Below are 20,472 nucleotides of genomic sequence, written 5' to 3'. Positions count from 1 at the left end.
TCTTAATAAGTTCTTTAAAAATATACGAAAAAGTTATTTAATAGGATTTTGTTTTTTGTTACATTTGATATATATTCAAAACAATTACAATGCAATTAGACAATCAAATTTTTGACCTTATTCAGGAAGAAAAAGAAAGACAATTAAATGGTTTGGAATTAATCGCTTCAGAAAACTTTGTAAGCGACCAAGTTATGCAAGCTCAAGGTTCTATTTTAACGAATAAATACGCTGAAGGATATCCTGGTAAAAGGTATTATGGAGGTTGTGAAATAGTTGATATTGTAGAGCAAATAGCAATAGATAGAGCTAAAGAATTATTTGGTGCAGAGTATGTAAACGTACAGCCACATTCTGGTTCACAGGCTAACACAGCCGTTTTTGCAGCTTGTTTAAAACCTGGTGATACTATTTTAGGTTTCGATCTATCGCACGGTGGACATTTAACTCATGGTTCTTCTGTAAATTTTTCTGGTAAATTATACAACCCAACATTTTACGGTGTAGATGAAGAAACAGGAATTTTAAATTATGATAAAATTCAAGATATTGCAAATAAAGAACAACCAAAACTTATTATAGCTGGTGCTTCTGCATATTCTAGAGATATCGATTTTAAACGTTTTAGAGAAATTGCAGATAGTGTTGGTGCACTTTTATTAGCAGATATTTCTCATCCTGCAGGTTTAATTGCAAAAGGAATTTTAAATGATCCTTTGCCTCATTGTCATATTGTTACTACAACTACTCATAAAACATTACGTGGCCCAAGAGGTGGTATGATTATGATTGGTAAAGATTTTGAAAATCCTTTCGGAGAAACACTTAAAAGTGGTAAACCTAAAAAAATGTCGACATTATTAAATTCGGCAGTTTTTCCTGGTAACCAAGGTGGGCCGTTAGAACATGTTATTGCTGCAAAAGCAGTAGCTTTTGGCGAAGCTTTAACAGATGAGTTTTTAGAATATCAAATTCAAGTAAAAGAAAATGCAGCTGCAATGGCAAAAGAATTTGTAGCAAAAGGTTATAAAATTATTTCTGGTGGTACAGATAACCATTGTATGCTAATAGATTTACGTAATAAAAATATTTCTGGTAAAGATGCAGAAATTGCTTTAGGTAAAGCAGATATTACGGTTAATAAAAATATGGTTCCTTTTGATGATAAGTCTCCTTTTGTAACTTCTGGTATTAGAGTTGGTACGCCAGCAATTACAACAAGAGGTTTAAAAGTAGAAGATATGAAAGCTGTTGTAGATTTTATTGATGAAGCGATTAATAACGCAGATAACGAAGAGGCTTTACATGAAATAGGTGAACGTGTTTCTGATATGATGAGCGCAAGAAGACTATTTGTAATGTAATTTTCTATAAAAATTATATAAAAAAGCATCAAGAATAATTTCTTGATGCTTTTTTTATGCTAAATACTTAAAAGTTGTTTTTACCAGCTTTTAACTTCTTTTTCTATTTTTTCTCGGGTTTCACCGTATTTTTCTTGAATTTGTCCAACAAGTTTATCAAATTTACCATCAGTTTCGGTAGATTTATCGTTAGTAATATTACCAAACTCTTCTTTAAATTCACCTTTTATTTGTTTCCACTTACCTTCGTTTGTATCCGTATTCATATTATTTAGTTTTATGTACTATTTCTAGTACTGGTTAATAATACTACAAATTTAAAACCTTTATATATAGAATGTTAGTGGTATCAATCGAAAGAATAACTCATATGAAATATTACTTGCTTTTTTCTGAGTTTTGAATTTTATCAGCAACTTTGTCATTATCTTTAGTAACACTATGTACTTGATCTTTTAATTTATCTTTATCTTCTCCTTTTAATCTATCTTTATAGCTATCAGTATCTTTATAGCCTTTTTTTACAGTTCCTTTTAAGGGATGTAAACCTCTTTCATGAACATCTCCAGAGTTTCCTTTTGTTACATTTTCGGCACTTGGTCTTTCTTTATTTGACATAATATTTTTCTTTAAGTTATAATACATCAAAATTAATTTTAATTGTACAGATGTATTAACTAATAAGGATTAAATAATGACTCAAAAGAAATAAAATCAGTTTTCTTTAGAACGTTCTAATAAGTTTTCCGGAATAGATTTTTTAGCTTTAGCTCCCATTTCTTTTAATTTCTGAACGCTTTTAATAAGGTTTCCTCTACCATCAACTAATTTATTCATGGCATTAGAATATTCTTTTTTACTGTCATCAATTTTTTTACCAATTCCAATTAAATCATTTAAAAGACCTTCAAATTTATCATATAAAGCACCCGCTTGTCTTGCTATTTCAAGTGCATTTCTTTGTTGTTTTTCATTGTTCCACATCGTATCTATGGTACGTAATGTAGCTAATAGGGTAGAAGGTGTAACAATAACAATATTTTTATCGAAAGCTTTGTTATATAGATGCGTGTCTTCATTTAAAGCAATTGCAAAAGCAGGTTCTATCGGAATAAAAAGCAATACAAAATCTGGAGATGCTATCTTATATATGTCTTCGTATTTTTTATCACTTAATTGTGTAATGTGTCTTTTTAAAGAATTTACATGCTCTTTTAAGAAAGTTTGTCTTAAACTTTCGTCTTCTTCATTTACATATTGTTCATAAGCCACTAAAGAAACCTTAGAGTCGATAATCATTTTTTTATTGTTCGGCAGATGAATAACTACATCGGGCAAAACCCTTTTGCCATCGTCATTTGTAAAACTTTGCTGCACAAAGTATTCTCGGTCTTTTTCTAAGCCAGATTTTTCTAAAACTCGTTCTAAAACGAGTTCACCCCAATTACCTTGAACTTTATTATCGCCTTTTAAAGCTTTTGTTAAATTAATAGTTTCTTTACTCATTTGTAGGTTTAATTCTTTTAAACCAAGTATTTGCTGACGTAGCGCGGCATGGTAATCGATACTTTCTTTATGAGTTTTTTCAACCTTATCTTCAAATCCTTTTATTTTTTCTTGTAAAGGATTTAATATATTTTGAATATTTTCTTTGTTCTGAACAGTAAATTTGTTCGATTTTTCATCTAAAATTTTATTCGCTAAATTTTCAAATTCTTTGGTGAACTTTTGCTGTAAATTTTCTACTTCGGTTTTATTTTCCTTTAATTTAAGCTGAAGATTTTCAATCTCAAATTCTTGTTTTGATGTTATCCCAAGAAGTTTTTCTTTTTCTTGTTGATTATTTTTTAATTCTTGCTGATTTTCTATGAAGTTATTTTCTAAAGTTTCTTTAGATTGAGATAACCTAATAGATCTCTCTTCTAATGTGGCATTTACTTTTTCTAAAATCGATTTTTCTTTCTCAAAATTAATTTTTGAAATTAATTTACCGATTAAAAAGCCAAATATTAAAAAAACTACAGCAATTATTAAGTATATGATTATTTCTGTCATCATGTCGAATTAAGTCCTTAAATTTATCATTTATAAAAAGAACACAAAACCTTTATTTTAGGTTTTTGTAAACAATTAACTTATCACGACAATTTGAAAGCAATATCTAAGTTTATTTTACATACTATTTTGGGTTGGAAGATTGAAAATGGTTTTCCGAAAGAGCCTAAGAAATATATTGTTATTGCCGCACCACATACAAGTTGGGTAGATTTTCCTATTGCAATTTTAACAAGAATGAGCGAAGGTATAATGGTTCATTTTATAGGAAAAAGTTCTCTATTTAAATGGCCTTTTGGTTATTTTTTTAGAATTCTAGGAGGCACACCTGTAGATAGATCTAAAAGTAATAATATGGTAGATGCTGTTATTAAACTTTTTAATTCTAAAGAAGAATTTAGGTTAGGCATTTCGCCAGAAGGAACTCGAAAAAAGGTAGAAAAATGGAAAACAGGATTTTATTATATTGCAAAAGGAGCTAATGTGCCAATTGTTATGGCAACGTTAGATTTTGAAAATAAGACAGTTAAAATATCCGAACCTTATTACCCAACAGACAGTTTAGAGAAGGATTTTGATAATTTTAAGAGTTTTTTTAAGAATATTAAGGGGAAAAACCCTGAATTATTTTAAAGAATGTAGTTTTAATAAATAAAATTCACTAAGTTTGTATTAGTAAATCGTTTTTAATAGAGATTAGGGGCTCTATTATTAAAAATTTACTTTATAGCATATGCTATGATGTAAGTCTTCAGTTCGCTGAAGACTTTTTTTATGAATTTTTTTCTACAACTTTTTCTGCAATACCAATAATTACTTCTGTAGCTTTTACCATAGATTCTACAGGAACATATTCATATCTTCCGTGAAAATTATGTCCGCCAGCAAAAATATTAGGACATGGCAAACCTTTATACGATAATTGAGAACCATCTGTACCACCTCTTATTGGTTTAATTATAGGTGTAATTTCTAAGTCTTTCATTACTTCTTCAACCAAATCTACAATATGCATAACGGGTACAATTTTTTCTCGCATATTAAAATATTGATTTTCTATAGAAACTTCAATTAACTCTTCACCCAATTTTTCATTAAAATCGAATGCTATTTTTTGCATCAAATATTTTCTTTTCTCAAATAAATCTAAGTCATGGTCTCTAATAATGTATTCTAAAACTGTTTTTTCTACATTACCATGCATGTCGTGTAAATGAAAAAAACCTTCGTAACCACTTGTTTTTTCTGGCACTTCTTCTTGCGGAATGGCTGCCATAAAATCATTTGCAATTTTAAGAGAGTTTATCATTTTACCTTTTGCATACCCAGGATGAACAATTTTACCTGTAACAGTTACTTTTGCACTAGCAGCATTAAAGTTTTCATATTCTAATTCTCCTATTTGGCTTCCATCCATAGTGTAAGCCCATTCTGCATCAAATTTATTTACATCAAATTTATGTGCACCTTTACCAACTTCTTCATCGGGTGTAAAACAAATTCTAATTTTACCATGCTTAATTTCTGGATGTTTAATTAGATATTCCATAGCGGTTACAATTTCTGTTACACCAGCTTTGTCATCTGCACCCAACAAAGTTGTACCATCTGTAGTAATTAAAGTTTGCCCTTTATATTGTAGTAAATCTTCGAAATAATCTGGAGATAATATGATGTTTTTTTCTTCGTTTAAAAGAATATCATTTCCTTGGTAATTTTCTACTATTTGTGGTTTTACGTTTTTACCAGTAAAATCCGGACTTGTATCAATATGCGCAACAAAGCCAATTGTAGGTACTCGATGTTCTATATTACTTGGCAAAGTTGCCATGATATAGCAATTTTCATCTAAATTTACATCTTGCATTCCAATTTCTTTCAATTCATCAACTAAAATCTTTGCTAAATCCCATTGTTTTTCTGTACTAGGAAAAGCTGGGTTATTTGGATCTGATTCTGTATCTACAGTTACATACTTAATAAACCTATCTGTAATGTGTTTTTTATCAATCATTTACTGTTCAATTTTAATTTTATCTATTAAAGTTAAAGCCTTACAAATTCTTTTTTGTACTAAAGAATCGCCATAAACTTCTGCTTTTATAGCTAAAGAACTACTTTTATTTAAAGGTACAAATAGTTGTAAAGATTTGTATTTAAAATTCTGTTTTTTACCAATAGAAACAACATAATAACTTTTTCTATTTAAAAAAGTTATTTCTTTCTGTTCTTTTTGAATTAGTTTATTAGTTAAGTTTTCGTGTTCTATTTTTAGCTTAAAAATATCATCTATTTCTATAGCGTTATTGATAAAGTTTACATCTAAAAGCAAGCTTTTGGTAAGTTGCTTTGTTGTATCTGCTGTATAAATAGAAGATTGATAATTGTCTGTAAAATTGCTTGTTTTCCAATTATTAGGCAAACTTATTTTAAAGTTGTTTTTAGCATCTGAAATTTCTTTTAAATTCTTAAAATAAATCTCATTACAAGTAAGGTTTTGCTTTAGGTCTGATGACTTATTGCAATTAAAAAGTAGGAGTAAAGCTCCTAAAATAAGTGCGTATTTAAAAAGAAATTTACAATTCAAGTTTTCCTATTTTATTTGCACCACCTAACCAAGCAGTATTTTTATTTATAAATTGAATGGTATAATAACTATCATTAGAAACTTTGTTCCATGTTAATCCACCATCTTTAGAGTAAGAAATACCAGTTTTACCTACAGCAAAAACTTCTTTTCCGTTGGTATTTGGTACAAACTGTACGCAACTTTTATAATTAGGATTTTCTGCATCTGCAATTAAAGTCCAAGTTTTACCACCATCTGCAGTAATTGCTTTGTTAGCTTTATTTTCTAATGATTTCGAGTAATCGCCGCCAATTGCGATTCCGTTATTTTTATCATAAAAATCGATAGAATACATTCCCTGTGGTCCGTTACCTTGTATTATTGGGGTTTCAAATAGTTGCCATGTTTTTCCGAAGTTATTAGACTTTAAAATTCTAGATTTTTTACCGCCAGAGGCAATATAAACGGTACTGCCAATTGTTTTAATATTGGTGTTACTTGCAGCAAAAAAAGCTTCACCTTCGGCTATTTCAGGTAAATTTTCACACGGAATTTTATGCCAGTTTTCTCCGCCATCATCAGTAATTAAAATAGAAGCACAGTTCTCTGTAGGATCACCAACGGCAATACCGTGCTTATTATCATCAAAAAATGCAATTGCATCATAAAAAACTTTGGCACCTTCTTCTGTATATTGTAAAGTAGCTTCCATATCAGAAATTTTATAAAGCAATGCAGGATTGGCTATGGATAATGCAAAGTAATCTGAGCCATTAAATGCTAAACTTCTAAAGTTAGGAATTATAGAGTCTTTATATTTTATATTTAAAATAGACCAAGTTTTACCATTATCTACAGTTGTTCCTATAGTTCCGTTAGAGCCAGCATAAACAACTGTTGTCGAATCTATTACTTGAATTGCTCTTATACTAGTAGTATCAATGTTATATGCTTCAATAGAAATTGCACTAATATTTCTTGGCTGATATTCTTGTTTACAAGAGATTAAAAAAAGGAAAATTAAAATAATACCGAATATTCTTCTCATTTTTGATATTTTTATACGACTAAAGTAATCAAATCATAATTGATAATGAAAAAAGCATTGGTAATTTCTGGCGGAGGAAGTAAAGGAGCATTTGCAGGAGGTGTTGCGCAGTACTTAATGAAACATGAAAACAAAAAATACGATTTGTTTTTAGGAACCTCTACAGGAAGTTTAATGGTATCTCATTTGGCTATGGATATGTTAGATGAACTTAAAGAGTTGTATACCAATGTTAATCAAGAAACTATTTTTAGTAACAATCCTTTTAAAATTAGAAAAGTTGCTGGTGAAAAAGTGATAAGCATCAACCACTTAAATACATTTTGGAATTTTTTAAATGGTAGAAAAACTTTTGGAGAAAGTAAAAATTTAAGATCTCTAATTAAGAAAAATGTTACCAAAGAAATGTATCTTAAAATTAAAGCGGCAAATAAAGAAGTTGTTGTTACTGTTTCTAATTTAACAGCAAATCAAATTGAGTATAAATCAATTAACGATTGTAGTTATGAAGATTTTTGTGATTGGATTTGGGGGTCTTGCAACTATGTTCCGTTTATGAGTTTATTAGAAAAAGATCATTGTCAATATGCCGATGGTGGTTTTGGTTCTTTAATACCAATTAGAGAAGCTATTTTAAGAGGAGCTACAGAAATTGATGCAATTATTTTAGAGACAGAAGTTACTCAAATTAACAGGTTGCCTGCAAAGAATCCGTTTTCTTTATTATTTGATGTCATGGATTTTATGTTGGTACATGTAGAAAGGCACAATATTACTATTGGTAAATTAGCGGCTTCAAATAAAGATATCAAACTAAACTTATATTATACACCAACAGTTTTAACCACCAACTCTTTGGTTTTTGATAAAAAACTAATGAAAAAATGGTGGAAATCTGGGTTTAATTATGCTAAATCTAAAGAAGAAGAGAAGATGAGCGAATTTAGACCAGATATTCTTACCGATCAAGAAATGGAAGATTCTGCAGAAGAGGCAGAAAATTTAAATATCTAGCAAAAAAAAATCCAGCAATTAAGCTGGATTTTTTAATTTGTTATTTTAATTCGGAATACATATTATTCTTTGCCGGTGTAGCCAATTTAGAATTAAATATTTCTTCTGTTTTAATAAAGTCTTTTGTTTTTGCTGATGATTTAGCGCCAGTAGAAATATATTCTAGAGTTCTATCTAATAAAGGATCTGATCTTTCACCTAAAACACCTAAGTTACCAATATCTTCACCTAAATTAATACCTGTAAAATTTGTTCCAGGGACAATTCCGTTCGGGTAATTTTTACCATCTTTATTTGTAATTTCTAAAACCAATGGCTGCATTGCATATGTATGCTCTGTGTTTAAATTGTCTCCACTTCTAAATAAATTATCAGAATCGTACAAAGTAATAGAACCTACTTGTTTACCTACAGTTGTTGTACCAACAATTTTTACATCGATGTATGCATCTAAAGCATTTATAACTAATTCTGATGCAGATGCAGAGCTACCAGAAACTATAAAATAAACTCTAGATAAGTTTAAACTGTTTATAGCTTCATCAACAACAATATTATCATTAGCATCTGTTTTGGTAATTTTTGTTGGAAAATTATTGGTAAAATTATCTGAAGAGAATGCGCTTAAAACTTTGTTATTCCACACTTCTTTAGAATAAACTTCTCCTGTAAATTGACCAGTTACCATGCTTCCTAAATATCCGGCAGAATTTGTAGAACCACCACCATTATACCTTAAATCGATAATTAAATCGTTTACAGCTTCTGCTTTAAAATTACTAAAAGCAGCATTTAAATCTTGGTCGTACGAACTTGCAAATTGATTATACATTAAATAACCAATTTTTTGAGTTCCATCTGTAATCACTTTAGAAACTGCAATTGGGTTTTCTTGAACTTCTGTTTTTTCTAGAACAGCAGTGCTGTTATTACTTATAGGACTACCTTCATTATAATCTGAAAATCCTAGTGTTATTGAAGCATCATCATTAAATAATAAATCTCTAAAATTGGTATCTGTTAATTGAATTCCGTTAACAGTACTAAAATAAGTACCTCTTGTAACCCCAGCTGTTGCAGCACTAGAGTTTGGAATTACATATCTTACGTAACCAAATATTTTTGTACTACTGTTTACATCTCTTACTAGACCAAAATCTAAACCAGTACTTAAATTAATTCCTTGAAAAGAATTTTCTAAAGCTACATAATCATCAACAATCCAAGAAAAACGATCTACAACTCCGGGTTGACTTAATAAACTATTAAAAGTAGCTTCTGGTGAGTCGTATTGTCTAAAGTGTGTGTATAAATCCTCAAAATTATTGAATCTGTTATCAGCTAAATCTGGCACATCTTCTTGCCATAAATAATACAAGTTTAATCCTTTCCAGATAAAATAATTTATTTCATCATCTGTGGTAATAATAAATTCTTCAACCTCTTCTGGAATTTGATTATTAACTTCTTCTTTACTGCACGATGCAGTTAAAACTAATAAGGATAGTAAACTTGCTAAAAAGTATTTTTTCATATTAATATGTGTTAGGTAAATCTTGTTTAATAAATACACCATTATCTAATTCTCTCTGTGTATCTATAGATTTGTATAAATATATAAAATTATTAGGATTACAAGTAACATTTGTACCAAGATTTCCTGTTGAGATATATTCTAATACTTTATCTAAAATAGGTTCAGACCTTTCACCAATAAAACCTAGATTTAAAATATCTTCATTTGGACAAGTTGCAATTGTTGGTGTAAAACCCTCGTTGTAGGTTTGGTCGTCTTTATTGTAAAAACTTAACACAACAGGTTGTAAAGCTACTGTATGTGTATTGTTTTTTAGTTCGATATCGTAGTCTTGAGAATTATATAAAGTTATAGAACCTGTATTGTTTCCATTAGTAGCTGTACCTACAATATGTACGTTTATATAAGGTTTTAGGCTGTTTATTAATAGTTCTATTGCAGAAGAAGCGCTAAAAGAATCTCCATTTAAAATTATATAAACTTCTGTTAGGTTTAAACTATTAAAATCTGTTGAAGGATTAAGTTTAGCAGGAAATTTAGTTAGTAAAGAATCTGGTTGATTTTCTAAAAACCAAGGTTGTGCTTTCGAGTTCCATTCTTCTTTTATAAAAACTTCATCTGTAAATTGCCCGGTAATCATAGTTGCCAAATTGGTAATGTTTTTAGCGAAACTACCACCAGTAATATTGTATCTTAAATCTAAAACCAATTCGTTAATATTTTGATTTTTAAAATTTAAGAAAGTGTTGTTTAAATTGTTAATTGACGATTTAGATAAATTGTTATTGTACATTAAATAGCCAATATTGTCTGAACCTATATTAAAGGTTTTTTCTAAAAATGTGGTATCATAATCGTAATTTTCTTTATCTAAAACAACCGTTTTTGCGTTTGGTGTAACAGTTGTTCCGTCAAAATCTACCATACTTAAAGTATAAGATGTATCGCCATTTATTAATAAATCGAAATAATTATCTTCTGTTAATAAGATGTTATTTACAGCATTAAAAAACTCACCTCTTTGTAAATCTTTTGAAGCTGCATTCGAATTAGGTAAAATATGTGTTACATAACCAATAACAGTATTTGTAGTAGTGTTAGGTTGCGCAACAATGCCAAATTCCATTCCGTTTACAAAAGCAGATCTTGGTATATCTAAATCTAAATTTGTATAATCTTCTATAAGCATAGACTTTTCATCTGTACTTAATAATAAACTAGAAAAAAGTGTATTATAATCTGCAAAACCAGTTAAATAAGCATTTAGTTGTTGGTCTGAGTTAAAACGTCTGTCAGATAAATCAGCAATTTCATCTTGATGCAAATAATATGCGTTTAAACCTTTCCAAACAAAATCGTGCACAACTAAATTATTGGGTATTTGGTACTCTTTAGAACAATTGATAAGTAATAGTGTAATTGCGCCTAAATAAAAGAGTTTTAAGAGGTTTTTCATTTATAAAAAATAAGAATTGTTTTAATAATCTAACGCAATATAAATAGAAATAGTATTATTTTTAAATTCTTGTGTAACAAAATATATTGTTGCTCGTCGTAATGATGTAAACCCGATAATAAAATAAGTTTAATTAACAGGTTTACCATTAATCAACCAAACAAAAATGAACCAATCAGACTTTTTAAAAGTTGTTTTACCTTTTAAGGATAAGGTCTTTAGATTAGCCAAAAGATTATTGGTGTCTACAGAAGAAGCAGAAGATGCTACACAAGAGCTTATTTTTAAGTTGTGGCGTAGTAAAGATAAAATAGCTGGTTATAAAAATGTAGAAGCATTTGCAATGACAATGACAAAAAATTATTGTTATGATAGACTAAAATCTAAGCAAGCAAGTAATTTAACATTAGTACACAGTAATTATAAAGAGAAAGAAACGTCTTTAGATAAAAAACTAGAACATCAAGACAGTGTAAACCAAGTGCACCAATTGATAGAAAAGTTGCCAGAACAGCAAAAGATTATTATTCAGTTAAGAGATATTGAACAATATGATTTTGATGAAATATGTAAAATGGTAGATATGAAGCCAACCGCAGTAAGAGTGGCATTATCTAGAGCAAGAAAAACAATTAGAGAACAATTAATTAAAAAACACAACTATGGAGTTAGCTAACATAGAAAAATTAATAGAAAAGTACGAAAACGCAGAAACTACTTTGCAAGAAGAGGCAACCTTAAGAAACTATTTTAAAGAAGGTGATGTAGCACAACATTTGAAAGAGTATGCTTATATGTTTACCTACTTTTCTGTATCGAAAGATGAAACGTATACAAAAACCATTAAGTTAGAAACTAAAAAATCTAAAAAGAAAAACTTTAAATGGTTATCTGTAGCAGCATCTGTAGTCTTATTATTTAGTGTATTTGTTGGTAAACAACAATACAGCGAGTACCAAGAAAGAAAAGAAGCAGAAAAAATTTATGCAGAAGTAAGTAAAGGATTAAAATTATTGTCTAAAAACTTAAAAAAAGGAGAACAAGCAGTTGCAACTTTACATACTTATGATAACTCAGTAAAAAAGATTTTAAGATAAACCAAGTAAATATTAGTAAAACCAAGTAAAACAAGAAAAGATGAAAAAAATATTATTATTAATCGCATTTATAGTAACACCTTTGTTAAGCAATGCGCAGTCTTTATATGATTCTTTAGAAGACATAAAAGAAGTAGATATGGTAGTTGTTACCAAAGATGCATTTGAAATTTTATCGAAATTTAATTCAGAAAAATTTAAAGATAGCGATGAAATGAAAGTGTTTCAAATGATACAAGAATTAAAAGAATTCAAAATGTTTTCTACAGAAGACAAGGTCATTGCAAACAAAATGGAAAGCATGGTAAATGCTTCTATTAAAAAACAAAACTTAACACAGTTAATGAGAATTAAAGAAGACGATTCTAGAGTTAAGATTTATGTAAAAGCATCTAAAAACAAAGACTTTGTTAATGAAGTTTTAATGTTTATTAAAGGTATCGATAAAAAGACAAATGGCATGTCGGAAGCAGTTATTGTCTCTTTAACAGGTAACATAGATATTAATAAAATGTCTGATCTAGCAGATACTTTTGCAAACAAATAATATAAAACATGTACAATCTAGTTTTTTTAAAATTAGATTGTACTTTTTAAAACTTAATCAATGAAAAAATTAACAACCATACTTTCTTTACTTTTTGTATTAGTTTTAGCAAGCTCATGTAAAAACGATAAATCATTACAAAGTTATTTAGTAGACACAAGCGGTAAAGAAGATTTTTATACGGGCGATTTACCAGTAAGCTCTTTACTAACTGTAAATTCAGATGTTTCTGATGATGTAAAAGAAACCATGAAAAGTATCAAGAAAATTAATGTAGCTTTTTTACCTAAAACTGCGGATAATTCTGTTGCTTACGAAACTGAAAAAGGAAAATTAAAAAAGATATTTACCAACAACGAAACTTATAAAAACTTGATGTCTATGAAGGCAAAAGGAATGAATGTAAAAGTTTACTATTCTGGTGATACAAATTCTATAGACGAAGTTATCGCTTTTGGATACGGTAAAGAAGCCGGAGTAGGAGTGGCAAGATTATTAGGAGAAAATATGAATCCTTCTAAGATAATCGATATGCTAAATAGCGTAAATGTAGACGGAGACAGTACTTCTTTAAAACAGTTTTCTAAGATGTTCAACAAATAGTTAGCATTTTAAACTTACAAAAAACCTCAATTTCGAAAGAAGTTGAGGTTTTTTTAGTTATTTTTAGAAAAAATTCTAATGAAAATAAGATTACTATATGTAGCATTTTTAATGCTACTAACTTCCTGCGTGAGTATTAAAAAACACAACGAACAAATTTCTAAACTACATTCGGTAAAAGATTTAAGAAAGGATATTGATGAATTGTATTCTGAACTTAAAAAATACCATCCAAGATTATATCAGTATAGAACTAAAGAAGTTTTAGATTATAAGTTTGATAGTTTAAAAAATTCACTGAATAAACCTTTAAATAGTAGAGATTTCTATAAAAAAGCAGTGGTAGTTATTTCTCAAATGGGGCACGGACATACTGCTATTAGTCCGCCTGCAAAAATAAGAACCAAAAAGGAGAGAAAACTTGATTTAAAAATGAAAAACGAGTTTAATGAGTTAAAGTTTGAAACATTAAATTCTAAATTATTTATAAGTGAAGGGGCAGAATCTGATAGTTTACTAATAGGAGCACAAGTTCTTAAAATAAATGATGAGGACATTTCTGATATTTATGTAAATTATAGAAAAACCTTTTCTTCAGATGGCTTCAATACCACATTTTACGATAAAGCAATTGGTAAACACTTTAAAGAATTATATTTAAAAAATAATGGTAGACAAGATAGTATTCAATTAATTTTAAGTTTAAAAGATTCTTTATTTAATAGAACTTTTAAAAGAGTTCTAAGAAAAAAAACGAATAGCAACGATAAGCAAAAAAATTCACTAAAAATTAAACCGAATACAAAAGAAAAAAATAAAATTTCATGGAAAGAAAAACGAAAGTATAATAAAATTCATGGCTATAATTATCGAGACAAAACTTATAATAGAAATTTAGAATTTATCGGAAAAGATAGTACAATTGCATACATGAAAATTAGAAGTTTCACTAAAGGAAATTTCAAAAAGTTTTATGAGCAATCCTTTGCAAAAATAGCTCAGAATGAAACACAAAATTTAATTTTAGATTTACGTTTTAATGGAGGTGGTAAAGCAAAAGAAATTAAAAATTTATATTCTTATTTAACAGATAAACAATTCCAGTTTTATACACGAAGTGAAGTAAAAACTAGAATGCCGTTATTAAAAGTAATTTATAGTAACAGTACACCTGCATTTACTAAAATAATTTTTGGTGCAGTTTCACCTTTTATTGCTATGCATAGAATGTTTAGTGTCGAAAAAGAAAACGGTCAATTATATTTTAATTATGGTACAAAAAATGAGAAACCTAATCCTTTGAATTTTAAAGGTAAAATATATGTTTTAATTAATGGATATTCATATTCTGCTGCAGCATTATTAGCAACATATTTGCATGGTAGCAAACGAGCGTTTTTTGTGGGTGAAGAAACAGGAGGCTCTTATAACGGTACTGTTGCTGGTTTTATGAGGCAGCATAAATTATCTAATACCAAAGTAGTAGTGAGGTACGGAGTTTTACATATTGCAACTCCTTACAAAGAAAACCCCGATGGTTATGGTGTTAAACCAGATGTAGAAATTATACCAACAATAAAAAATAGATTAAATAAAACAGATCCAGAATTGGATTGGATTTTAAATGAGATCGAAAAATAATTAGTAAAATAATCAACAATGATATTTAGTTTCTTATAAAATTATAAGTTGTAATTTTTATTGAATTTTTGTACCAAATACAACTCATTTTTTTATGTAATTTAAGGCTTTTTGGTACGTTTTTTGAATTTAACTGCTCATTAACACGTTCTATCTTCATATTTAGTATTTTTGAAGTTTAGAAGAATATATTATTTATGAAGATTAAAATCTGGATTCTACTTGCATTCCTATCAATAAGCACCTTAAGTTTCTCACAAAATAATGCCATTTATAGGGCAGAAAGAGAAAAAACGCACAACTTAATTCATACCAAACTAAAAGTTAATTTTAATTTTGATAAAAAAGAATTAAACGGTGAAGCTTGGGTTACTGCAAAACCTCATTTCTATGCTACAAACCTTTTTACGTTAGATGCAAAAGCAATGTTGTTTGATGAAGTTTCTTTAAACGGAACAAAATTAAATTACGATTATGATGATGCTCAAATAGTAATAAAACTTCCAAAAAAGTATACAAAAGAAGAAAAATTTACGATCTATTTAAAATATACAGCAAGGCCAGAAAAAGTTAAAGACAAAGGTAGTGCGGCAATTACTGGTGCAAAAGGTTTGTATTTTATAAATGCTGATGGTGCAGATAAAAATAAGTCAACACAAATCTGGACACAAGGAGAAACAGAGGGAAGCAGTTGTTGGTTTCCAACAATAGATGCGCCCAATCAAAAAACTACACAAGAAATTTACATTACAGTTCCTAACAAATTTGTTACTTTATCTAATGGATCACTTGTAAATCAAACAAATAATGGCAATTTAAGAACTGATTACTGGAAAATGGATCAAAAACATGCACCTTATTTATTTTTTATGGGTGTTGGCGAGTTCGAGATAGTAAAAGATTCTTATAAAAATATTCCGGTAAACTACTATGTAGAAAAAGAATATGCACAATATGCAAAAGATATCTTTGGTAATACACCAGAAATGATACAATTCTTTTCAGAAAAATTGGGCGTTGCTTATCCTTGGAATAAATACAGCCAAATGGTTGTTAGAGATTATGTTTCTGGTGCTATGGAAAATACCACAGCAGTTGTTCATGGTGAACAAGCCTACCAAACACCCGGACAATTAATAGACGAAAACACTCATGAAAACACTATAGCACACGAACTTTTTCATCATTGGTTTGGCGATTTAGTAACAACAGAGAGTTGGGCTAATCTAACACTTAACGAGTCTTTTGCGAATTATAGCGAATATTTATGGCAAGAATATAAATACGGAGAAGAGGCAGCAGAAATGTACATGCATTCTAATGTTAGTTTATATTTAGAAGGTCAAGAATCTGATAAAGATTTGGTTCGTTTTAATTATTTAGATAAAGAAGATATGTTCGATATAGTTAGCTATAACAAAGGTGGCGCTATTTTGCACATGCTAAGAAACTATTTAGGAGACAAAGCTTTTTTCGAAAGCTTAAAAACGTATTTAAATGACTATAAATATAAGGCAGCAGAGGCACATCAATTGCGTTTAATTTTCGAGAAAGTAACTGGTAAAGATTTAAACTGGTTCTTTAATCAATGGTATTTTGGTGCAAATCATCCAAAAATAGATGTTTCTTATGATTATAATAAGTTAAGAAAAACTGTGACAGTAAACATTTTACAACTGCAACCAGAAAATTTTCAATTTCCTTTAACATTAGATATTTTTGAAGGTAATAAGCGTAGAAGAGAAACTGTTTTTGTAGAGAATAAGGATGCTTCATTCACATTTCCTTTTAATACAATGCCAGATTTAATTCAGATAAATTCTGATGGTGTATTGTTGGCAGAGTTTAATGAAAATAAAGTTTTAAGTGATTATATTTTTCAGTTAAAAAATGCAACACATTTTATGCATCGAAGAGAGGCTCTTTTAGAAGTTGTAAAAAAACAAGACGATAAAGTTGCATTTAATGCTGTTGTATCAGCTTTAGATGATTCTTCATATAAAATTAGAGTACTAGCTTTAGAAAATATCGATTTAATTAATAAATTTTCTAAGAAAGATGCCATTAGAAAAATTATGCAATTGGCTAATAATGATGCTAAAACATTAGTTAAAGCTGCTGCTATAGAAACTTTAGGGAAATTAACAGACCCAGAATTAAAATCTATTTTTACAAAAGGTTTGCAAAGTAAATCGTATGCAGTTTTAGGAAAATCTTTAGTTGCTATGTATTATATAGATAAAGATTTGGCTTTAAAAAAATCTAAAGAATTACCAGACGATGTTCGTAAAATATTGGCAACACCCTTAACACAAATATTTATTGAGTCTAAAGACGAAACAGAATTACCATTTATTGCAAAAAGTGTTGTTTCTGGTATGTTTTTATCTGGACAAGGATCAACAAAAGTGATGTATGAAAAAGCTTTTAAAATGATTTCTAAAAGCAATAATATGTTGGCAATTCAGAATTTAGTAGAAGATATGGTAACCAAAGGAAATCAATATAAAAAGTTTAGCTTCGATAAGGTAGTAATCAACTTAATGAGAACAATAATAAAAGAACAAGAAAAATCTACAAATACCAATAAAGATAGAAATATTGCAATTGTAAAAGAAGCAATGACGGGTCTCTTGTAATATTTTTTATTAAAAAATAGTAGAATGCTTTATATTATTGCAATCTCTTTATTATTAATACTTTTAATATTTACTATTAGAAGTAATAAAAAAAGAGCGATTAAAAACATTGAAAAAATTTCTGTACCCAACCATTGGCATAGTGTTTTAAAGGATAACGTTTTATTTTATCAAAAACTTACAGAAAAAGAGCAACAACTTTTTCGAGAAAAAATGGCAGGCTTTTTAGCATCCGTTCATATTAGGGCTATTAAATTTGAATTGGAAGAGTTAGATACGTTGTTAGTTGCTGCCAGTGCTGTAATTCCGGTATTTAGATTTCCTTCTTGGCAGTATACAAACTTAACAACGGTTTTAATTTATCCAGATTATTTTGATGATGATTTACAGTTTGACTCTAAGGTAGCACACAGAAATATTGGTGGTTTAGTGGGTACAGGAAGGTTTGAAAATCAAATGATTTTATCAAGAAAAGCACTGCATCATGGTTTTCAGAATAAAACAGATAAAGGAAACACAGCTATTCACGAGTTTATTCATCTTCTCGATAAATTGGATGGTGTTATTGATGGTATTCCAGAAGTTTTACTAGACAAACAATACACGATTCCTTATTTACAGTTAATTCATAAAAAAATCGAAGAAATTAATAATGATGATTCTGATATTAGAAATTACGGAGGAACATCTGAAATTGAATTTTTAGCTGTGGCTGGAGAGTATTTCTTTGAAAGACCTAAACTAATGAAAAGAAAACACCCAGATTTATATAAGATGTTAGCGTCTTGTTTTATCAAATAATTTTTAGAAGTTTAAAAAGAGTAAAAAAAGTAGATTTAAGAACGCAAATTATTCTTGTTCGTAAATAATACTTCTTTGAGTTTCTTTCTTATAACTATTTTTAGGTGTAATAATATTACTAGCTTCCGGAAGATAATTTTTACTTTTTGGGTTTAATAAATAATCAAGTTGATACCCAATCATTTTTTTAAAAGGAACTAGAAAATTAGAAGTATCACAATTTTCTATTTCTGCTTTTTTAAGTAGATTTAAAACCGTGTAAACAGACTCTATCGTACTAAGACAAAGCGATTCTGGCTGTTGTTTGATAATAAATTTAGACTTTATTTTGTTGTCGAAACTTATTCTATTTAATTCCTGTAAGTTTTTACTTAGCTTCAGCATTTTTCTTGCACAAGGCCAAGTACCATCAAGAATAAAAATATGAGGTTTTTTATCTAAAAAACGTTCTATTTCTGGTTTTTTTCTAGTAGATAAATTAAAACTTTCTTTACCTGGGTATAATAAGAAAGAAGATTTTTTTTTATTATCAATTATATTATTAATTCGTTTGTTGTTGGTAAAGTCTACACCAACTACTATTTCAGCATTTTTTAACTGAAGATTTGTCATAACTCCTGTTCCGTTTTTCTCTTTTTTATATTCTTTCGGATGCATTAAAATAATAAAACGAGTTTTTGTATCAAAAGAACGGATGTGTTTACAAATACAAGTACTATTTGGTCTCATACATTTGTAACATTGTATTCTGTAATTATAACTTTCTTCTTGCAAAATAAATTTTTGTTTAGATGCTTTTAATTTGTGTGTATTAAAAATTTAGTTTGCAAAACTACTACTTTTTTAAATCAGAAATATATCAGAGAAAAAAAGATGATCATCATCTGTGAAATTTTTCTCTTTTCCAATTTAAAAAAAACTACAATATGTAAAGAAGTATCTACGATGAAACAGAATAATTTAGTTACTCAAAAGTTAATTTCATTTCTATTTCTGGATCCAAATGATATGTAAAAACAGCTTTTTGCTTAGTAAATGGTTTTTCTAGGTGATAGGCGTAAGGTGTTGTTAAAGTAGAATCGTATCTTTTTAACCAATAGTCTTTATAAATATGAACATTTGTATCAATTACCAAAGTATTATAGTGTTCTGTTTTCTTAGAAATAGCAACTTTTAAAGGATTGAAATTATCTGAAATTGTATTATTTAGTATGCTATTTCTAACATCAAAAATAACATTTAAAAGTTCTTCTTCTTTATCAGGTTCATCAGTATTAATTAAAGAAGAGGTGAGTAGCACATTTTCTGGAATCAAAATTACGTCTTTCTTAAACTGAGGTAATAAATTCATTAAAATAGGTACATAACATTCTCTATATAAAACAGCATCTAAAGTTTCGCTTATTAAAATGTTATAACATACACTTTTAGGTACTTTTATAGTTGTGGCGTCTGCAGTATAAATTGAACTTATGTATGGAAATAAGTTAAAGGCATGAATTATTTTTTTTGTTGAATTTATTGATGCAATATTAATATCAAGCAAAGAAAACTCAATTTCACTTGGTTTAAAAAGAGTACATATCAATGTAAAAAAAGGTGCGTAAGGTCCGCAACCGGCATAGAATATTTTTATCTTTTTTTTAGGTTTTTTGTCTTGCAGTTCTTTAATAGCAGTATATATTGCTTGTAAAAAAAGAGTTGTTCTTTTATAATCTAATAAACATAAAGCAGCATAATTTAAACCCAACGCTTTTCCTTTTGATGTGGGTATTGCTGCTAAATTTTCAATTGAGAAATCAGAACCTGTAATAGCAGTTGTTTCTTGTAATTTAAGATGAATTATATCTAAACTAATTTTAGCATTTTCCTGAGTAATTTCAGGATCTAACAGTTTTGTGGTTTCTGTTTTAATTTCAATAAAGTTAGGGTTACTATTCAAAATTAAATTGTTTTTAAGTTATAAAACGAATGTAAGTTTTTAGTTGGCAAAGATTTTACGTATAAATACCTGTTTTTGTAAGAAAATCAATCTTAATAAAAAGCATTAAAAATTTAAAGAGTAATTATAATTGAGGTAGTATCTTTGCATTTTAATAAA

20 protein-coding genes are annotated in these 20,472 nt (G+C 28.5%); 10 read left to right on the top strand and 10 right to left on the bottom strand.

The annotated features are described in order from the left end of the window. Window positions 1-89: 89 nt before the first annotated feature. On the top strand, window positions 90-1,364 hold the full coding sequence (glyA, locus tag WG950_RS02550; RefSeq protein ID WP_079738773.1) for a serine hydroxymethyltransferase: 1,275 nt from the start codon (window positions 90-92) through the stop codon (window positions 1,362-1,364). An 80-nt stretch (window positions 1,365-1,444) separates the two neighbouring features. On the opposite strand, the gene WG950_RS02545 is transcribed toward glyA, so the two are convergent. The 3 genes from WG950_RS02545 to rmuC form a co-directional block, all read right to left on the bottom strand. Continuing rightward, window positions 1,445-1,630, bottom strand: coding sequence for a CsbD family protein (locus WG950_RS02545; protein ID WP_079738774.1), 186 nt, complete (start codon window positions 1,628-1,630; stop codon window positions 1,445-1,447). 112 nt (window positions 1,631-1,742) lie between these two features. After that, window positions 1,743-1,982 carry a hypothetical protein gene (locus WG950_RS02540; protein WP_340934016.1) on the bottom strand — a complete coding sequence of 80 codons (240 nt, stop codon included), beginning with the start codon at window positions 1,980-1,982 and terminating at the stop codon, window positions 1,743-1,745. Window positions 1,983-2,078: 96 nt separating this feature from the next. Beyond that, window positions 2,079-3,419: a DNA recombination protein RmuC gene (rmuC, locus tag WG950_RS02535; RefSeq protein WP_340935222.1), complete on the bottom strand. Its 1,341-nt coding sequence runs from the start codon at window positions 3,417-3,419 to the stop codon at window positions 2,079-2,081. A 93-nt stretch (window positions 3,420-3,512) separates the two neighbouring features. On the opposite strand from rmuC, the gene WG950_RS02530 reads away from it, so the two are divergent. Beyond that, window positions 3,513-4,052, top strand: coding sequence for a 1-acyl-sn-glycerol-3-phosphate acyltransferase (locus WG950_RS02530; protein WP_077809212.1), 540 nt, complete (start codon window positions 3,513-3,515; stop codon window positions 4,050-4,052). 139 nt (window positions 4,053-4,191) lie between these two features. On the opposite strand, the gene pepT is transcribed toward WG950_RS02530, so the two are convergent. The 3 genes from pepT to WG950_RS02515 are packed head-to-tail and all read right to left on the bottom strand — an operon-like array spanning window position 4,192 to window position 7,036. Next, on the bottom strand, window positions 4,192-5,433 hold the full coding sequence (gene pepT, locus WG950_RS02525) for a peptidase T (RefSeq protein ID WP_340934015.1): 1,242 nt from the start codon (window positions 5,431-5,433) through the stop codon (window positions 4,192-4,194). After that, on the bottom strand, window positions 5,434-6,006 hold the full coding sequence (locus tag WG950_RS02520) for a hypothetical protein (RefSeq protein WP_340934014.1): 573 nt from the start codon (window positions 6,004-6,006) through the stop codon (window positions 5,434-5,436). It abuts the gene before it with no gap. Beyond that, complete coding sequence (locus tag WG950_RS02515) at window positions 5,996-7,036, bottom strand: WD40/YVTN/BNR-like repeat-containing protein (RefSeq protein WP_340934013.1); 1,041 nt, start codon at window positions 7,034-7,036, stop codon at window positions 5,996-5,998. The genes WG950_RS02520 and WG950_RS02515 overlap by 11 nt, the downstream gene beginning before the upstream one ends. Before the next feature lie 45 nt (window positions 7,037-7,081). Between WG950_RS02515 and WG950_RS02510 the strand changes: the two genes are divergently transcribed. After that, window positions 7,082-8,050, top strand: a complete 969-nt coding sequence (locus WG950_RS02510) for a patatin-like phospholipase family protein (RefSeq protein WP_340934012.1) — start codon at window positions 7,082-7,084, stop codon at window positions 8,048-8,050. Window positions 8,051-8,090: 40 nt separating this feature from the next. On the opposite strand, the gene WG950_RS02505 is transcribed toward WG950_RS02510, so the two are convergent. Both WG950_RS02505 and WG950_RS02500 read right to left on the bottom strand, forming a co-directional pair. Then, a complete protein-coding gene (locus tag WG950_RS02505; RefSeq protein WP_340934010.1) occupies window positions 8,091-9,584 on the bottom strand; it encodes a S41 family peptidase in 1,494 nt (497 codons plus the stop codon). Window position 9,585: 1 nt separating this feature from the next. Further along, window positions 9,586-11,043 carry a S41 family peptidase gene (locus WG950_RS02500; RefSeq protein ID WP_340934009.1) on the bottom strand — a complete coding sequence of 486 codons (1,458 nt, stop codon included), beginning with the start codon at window positions 11,041-11,043 and terminating at the stop codon, window positions 9,586-9,588. A gap of 166 nt (window positions 11,044-11,209) precedes the next feature. On the opposite strand from WG950_RS02500, the gene WG950_RS02495 reads away from it, so the two are divergent. From WG950_RS02495 to WG950_RS02465, 7 genes are all read left to right on the top strand, one after another. Next, window positions 11,210-11,719: an RNA polymerase sigma factor gene (locus WG950_RS02495; protein ID WP_077809219.1), complete on the top strand. Its 510-nt coding sequence runs from the start codon at window positions 11,210-11,212 to the stop codon at window positions 11,717-11,719. Then, window positions 11,706-12,140, top strand: coding sequence for a hypothetical protein (locus tag WG950_RS02490; RefSeq protein ID WP_340934008.1), 435 nt, complete (start codon window positions 11,706-11,708; stop codon window positions 12,138-12,140). The genes WG950_RS02495 and WG950_RS02490 overlap by 14 nt, the downstream gene beginning before the upstream one ends. A 40-nt stretch (window positions 12,141-12,180) precedes the next feature. Beyond that, complete coding sequence (locus WG950_RS02485) at window positions 12,181-12,687, top strand: DUF4252 domain-containing protein (RefSeq protein WP_340934007.1); 507 nt, start codon at window positions 12,181-12,183, stop codon at window positions 12,685-12,687. 60 nt (window positions 12,688-12,747) lie between these two features. Next, complete coding sequence (locus WG950_RS02480) at window positions 12,748-13,290, top strand: DUF4252 domain-containing protein (RefSeq protein ID WP_340934006.1); 543 nt, start codon at window positions 12,748-12,750, stop codon at window positions 13,288-13,290. A gap of 78 nt (window positions 13,291-13,368) precedes the next feature. Next, window positions 13,369-14,931: a S41 family peptidase gene (locus WG950_RS02475; RefSeq protein ID WP_340934005.1), complete on the top strand. Its 1,563-nt coding sequence runs from the start codon at window positions 13,369-13,371 to the stop codon at window positions 14,929-14,931. A gap of 197 nt (window positions 14,932-15,128) precedes the next feature. Beyond that, window positions 15,129-17,570, top strand: a complete 2,442-nt coding sequence (locus WG950_RS02470; protein WP_340934004.1) for a M1 family metallopeptidase — start codon at window positions 15,129-15,131, stop codon at window positions 17,568-17,570. A gap of 24 nt (window positions 17,571-17,594) precedes the next feature. After that, the gene (locus WG950_RS02465; protein ID WP_340934003.1) at window positions 17,595-18,371 is read left to right on the top strand and encodes a M90 family metallopeptidase; all 777 of its coding nucleotides are present in this window, start codon (window positions 17,595-17,597) and stop codon (window positions 18,369-18,371) included. A 48-nt stretch (window positions 18,372-18,419) separates the two neighbouring features. On the opposite strand, the gene WG950_RS02460 is transcribed toward WG950_RS02465, so the two are convergent. Together WG950_RS02460 and WG950_RS02455 are read right to left on the bottom strand one after the other, a co-directional pair. Further along, the gene (locus WG950_RS02460) at window positions 18,420-19,145 is read right to left on the bottom strand and encodes a tRNA-uridine aminocarboxypropyltransferase (protein ID WP_340934002.1); all 726 of its coding nucleotides are present in this window, start codon (window positions 19,143-19,145) and stop codon (window positions 18,420-18,422) included. A 190-nt stretch (window positions 19,146-19,335) separates the two neighbouring features. Further along, window positions 19,336-20,313 carry a phytanoyl-CoA dioxygenase gene (locus tag WG950_RS02455; RefSeq protein WP_340934001.1) on the bottom strand — a complete coding sequence of 326 codons (978 nt, stop codon included), beginning with the start codon at window positions 20,311-20,313 and terminating at the stop codon, window positions 19,336-19,338. Window positions 20,314-20,472: the final 159 nt, after the last annotated feature.

Origin of the sequence: Polaribacter marinaquae (genome assembly GCF_038019025.1) — a bacterium.
Lineage (GTDB): Bacteria > Bacteroidota > Bacteroidia > Flavobacteriales > Flavobacteriaceae > Polaribacter > Polaribacter marinaquae.
The sequence above is the reverse complement of the archived record's forward strand: the minus strand, read 5'-3'. Positions and strand labels throughout refer to the sequence as shown.

Excerpts from the sequence above, each read along its gene's own strand:
- glyA (WP_079738773.1), top strand. The coding sequence starts at position 90 with ATGCAATTAGACAATCAAATTTTTGACCTTATTCAGGAAGAAAAAGAA.
- WG950_RS02545 (WP_079738774.1), bottom strand. The coding sequence starts at position 1,630 with ATGAATACGGATACAAACGAAGGTAAGTGGAAACAAATAAAAGGTGAA.
- WG950_RS02540 (WP_340934016.1), bottom strand. The coding sequence starts at position 1,982 with ATGTCAAATAAAGAAAGACCAAGTGCCGAAAATGTAACAAAAGGAAAC.
- rmuC (WP_340935222.1), bottom strand. The coding sequence starts at position 3,419 with ATGACAGAAATAATCATATACTTAATAATTGCTGTAGTTTTTTTAATA.
- pepT (WP_340934015.1), bottom strand. The coding sequence starts at position 5,433 with ATGATTGATAAAAAACACATTACAGATAGGTTTATTAAGTATGTAACT.
- WG950_RS02515 (WP_340934013.1), bottom strand. The coding sequence starts at position 7,036 with ATGAGAAGAATATTCGGTATTATTTTAATTTTCCTTTTTTTAATCTCT.
- WG950_RS02510 (WP_340934012.1), top strand. The coding sequence starts at position 7,082 with ATGAAAAAAGCATTGGTAATTTCTGGCGGAGGAAGTAAAGGAGCATTT.
- WG950_RS02505 (WP_340934010.1), bottom strand. The coding sequence starts at position 9,584 with ATGAAAAAATACTTTTTAGCAAGTTTACTATCCTTATTAGTTTTAACT.
- WG950_RS02500 (WP_340934009.1), bottom strand. The coding sequence starts at position 11,043 with ATGAAAAACCTCTTAAAACTCTTTTATTTAGGCGCAATTACACTATTA.
- WG950_RS02495 (WP_077809219.1), top strand. The coding sequence starts at position 11,210 with ATGAACCAATCAGACTTTTTAAAAGTTGTTTTACCTTTTAAGGATAAG.
- WG950_RS02490 (WP_340934008.1), top strand. The coding sequence starts at position 11,706 with ATGGAGTTAGCTAACATAGAAAAATTAATAGAAAAGTACGAAAACGCA.
- WG950_RS02485 (WP_340934007.1), top strand. The coding sequence starts at position 12,181 with ATGAAAAAAATATTATTATTAATCGCATTTATAGTAACACCTTTGTTA.
- WG950_RS02480 (WP_340934006.1), top strand. The coding sequence starts at position 12,748 with ATGAAAAAATTAACAACCATACTTTCTTTACTTTTTGTATTAGTTTTA.
- WG950_RS02475 (WP_340934005.1), top strand. The coding sequence starts at position 13,369 with ATGAAAATAAGATTACTATATGTAGCATTTTTAATGCTACTAACTTCC.
- WG950_RS02470 (WP_340934004.1), top strand. The coding sequence starts at position 15,129 with ATGAAGATTAAAATCTGGATTCTACTTGCATTCCTATCAATAAGCACC.
- WG950_RS02465 (WP_340934003.1), top strand. The coding sequence starts at position 17,595 with ATGCTTTATATTATTGCAATCTCTTTATTATTAATACTTTTAATATTT.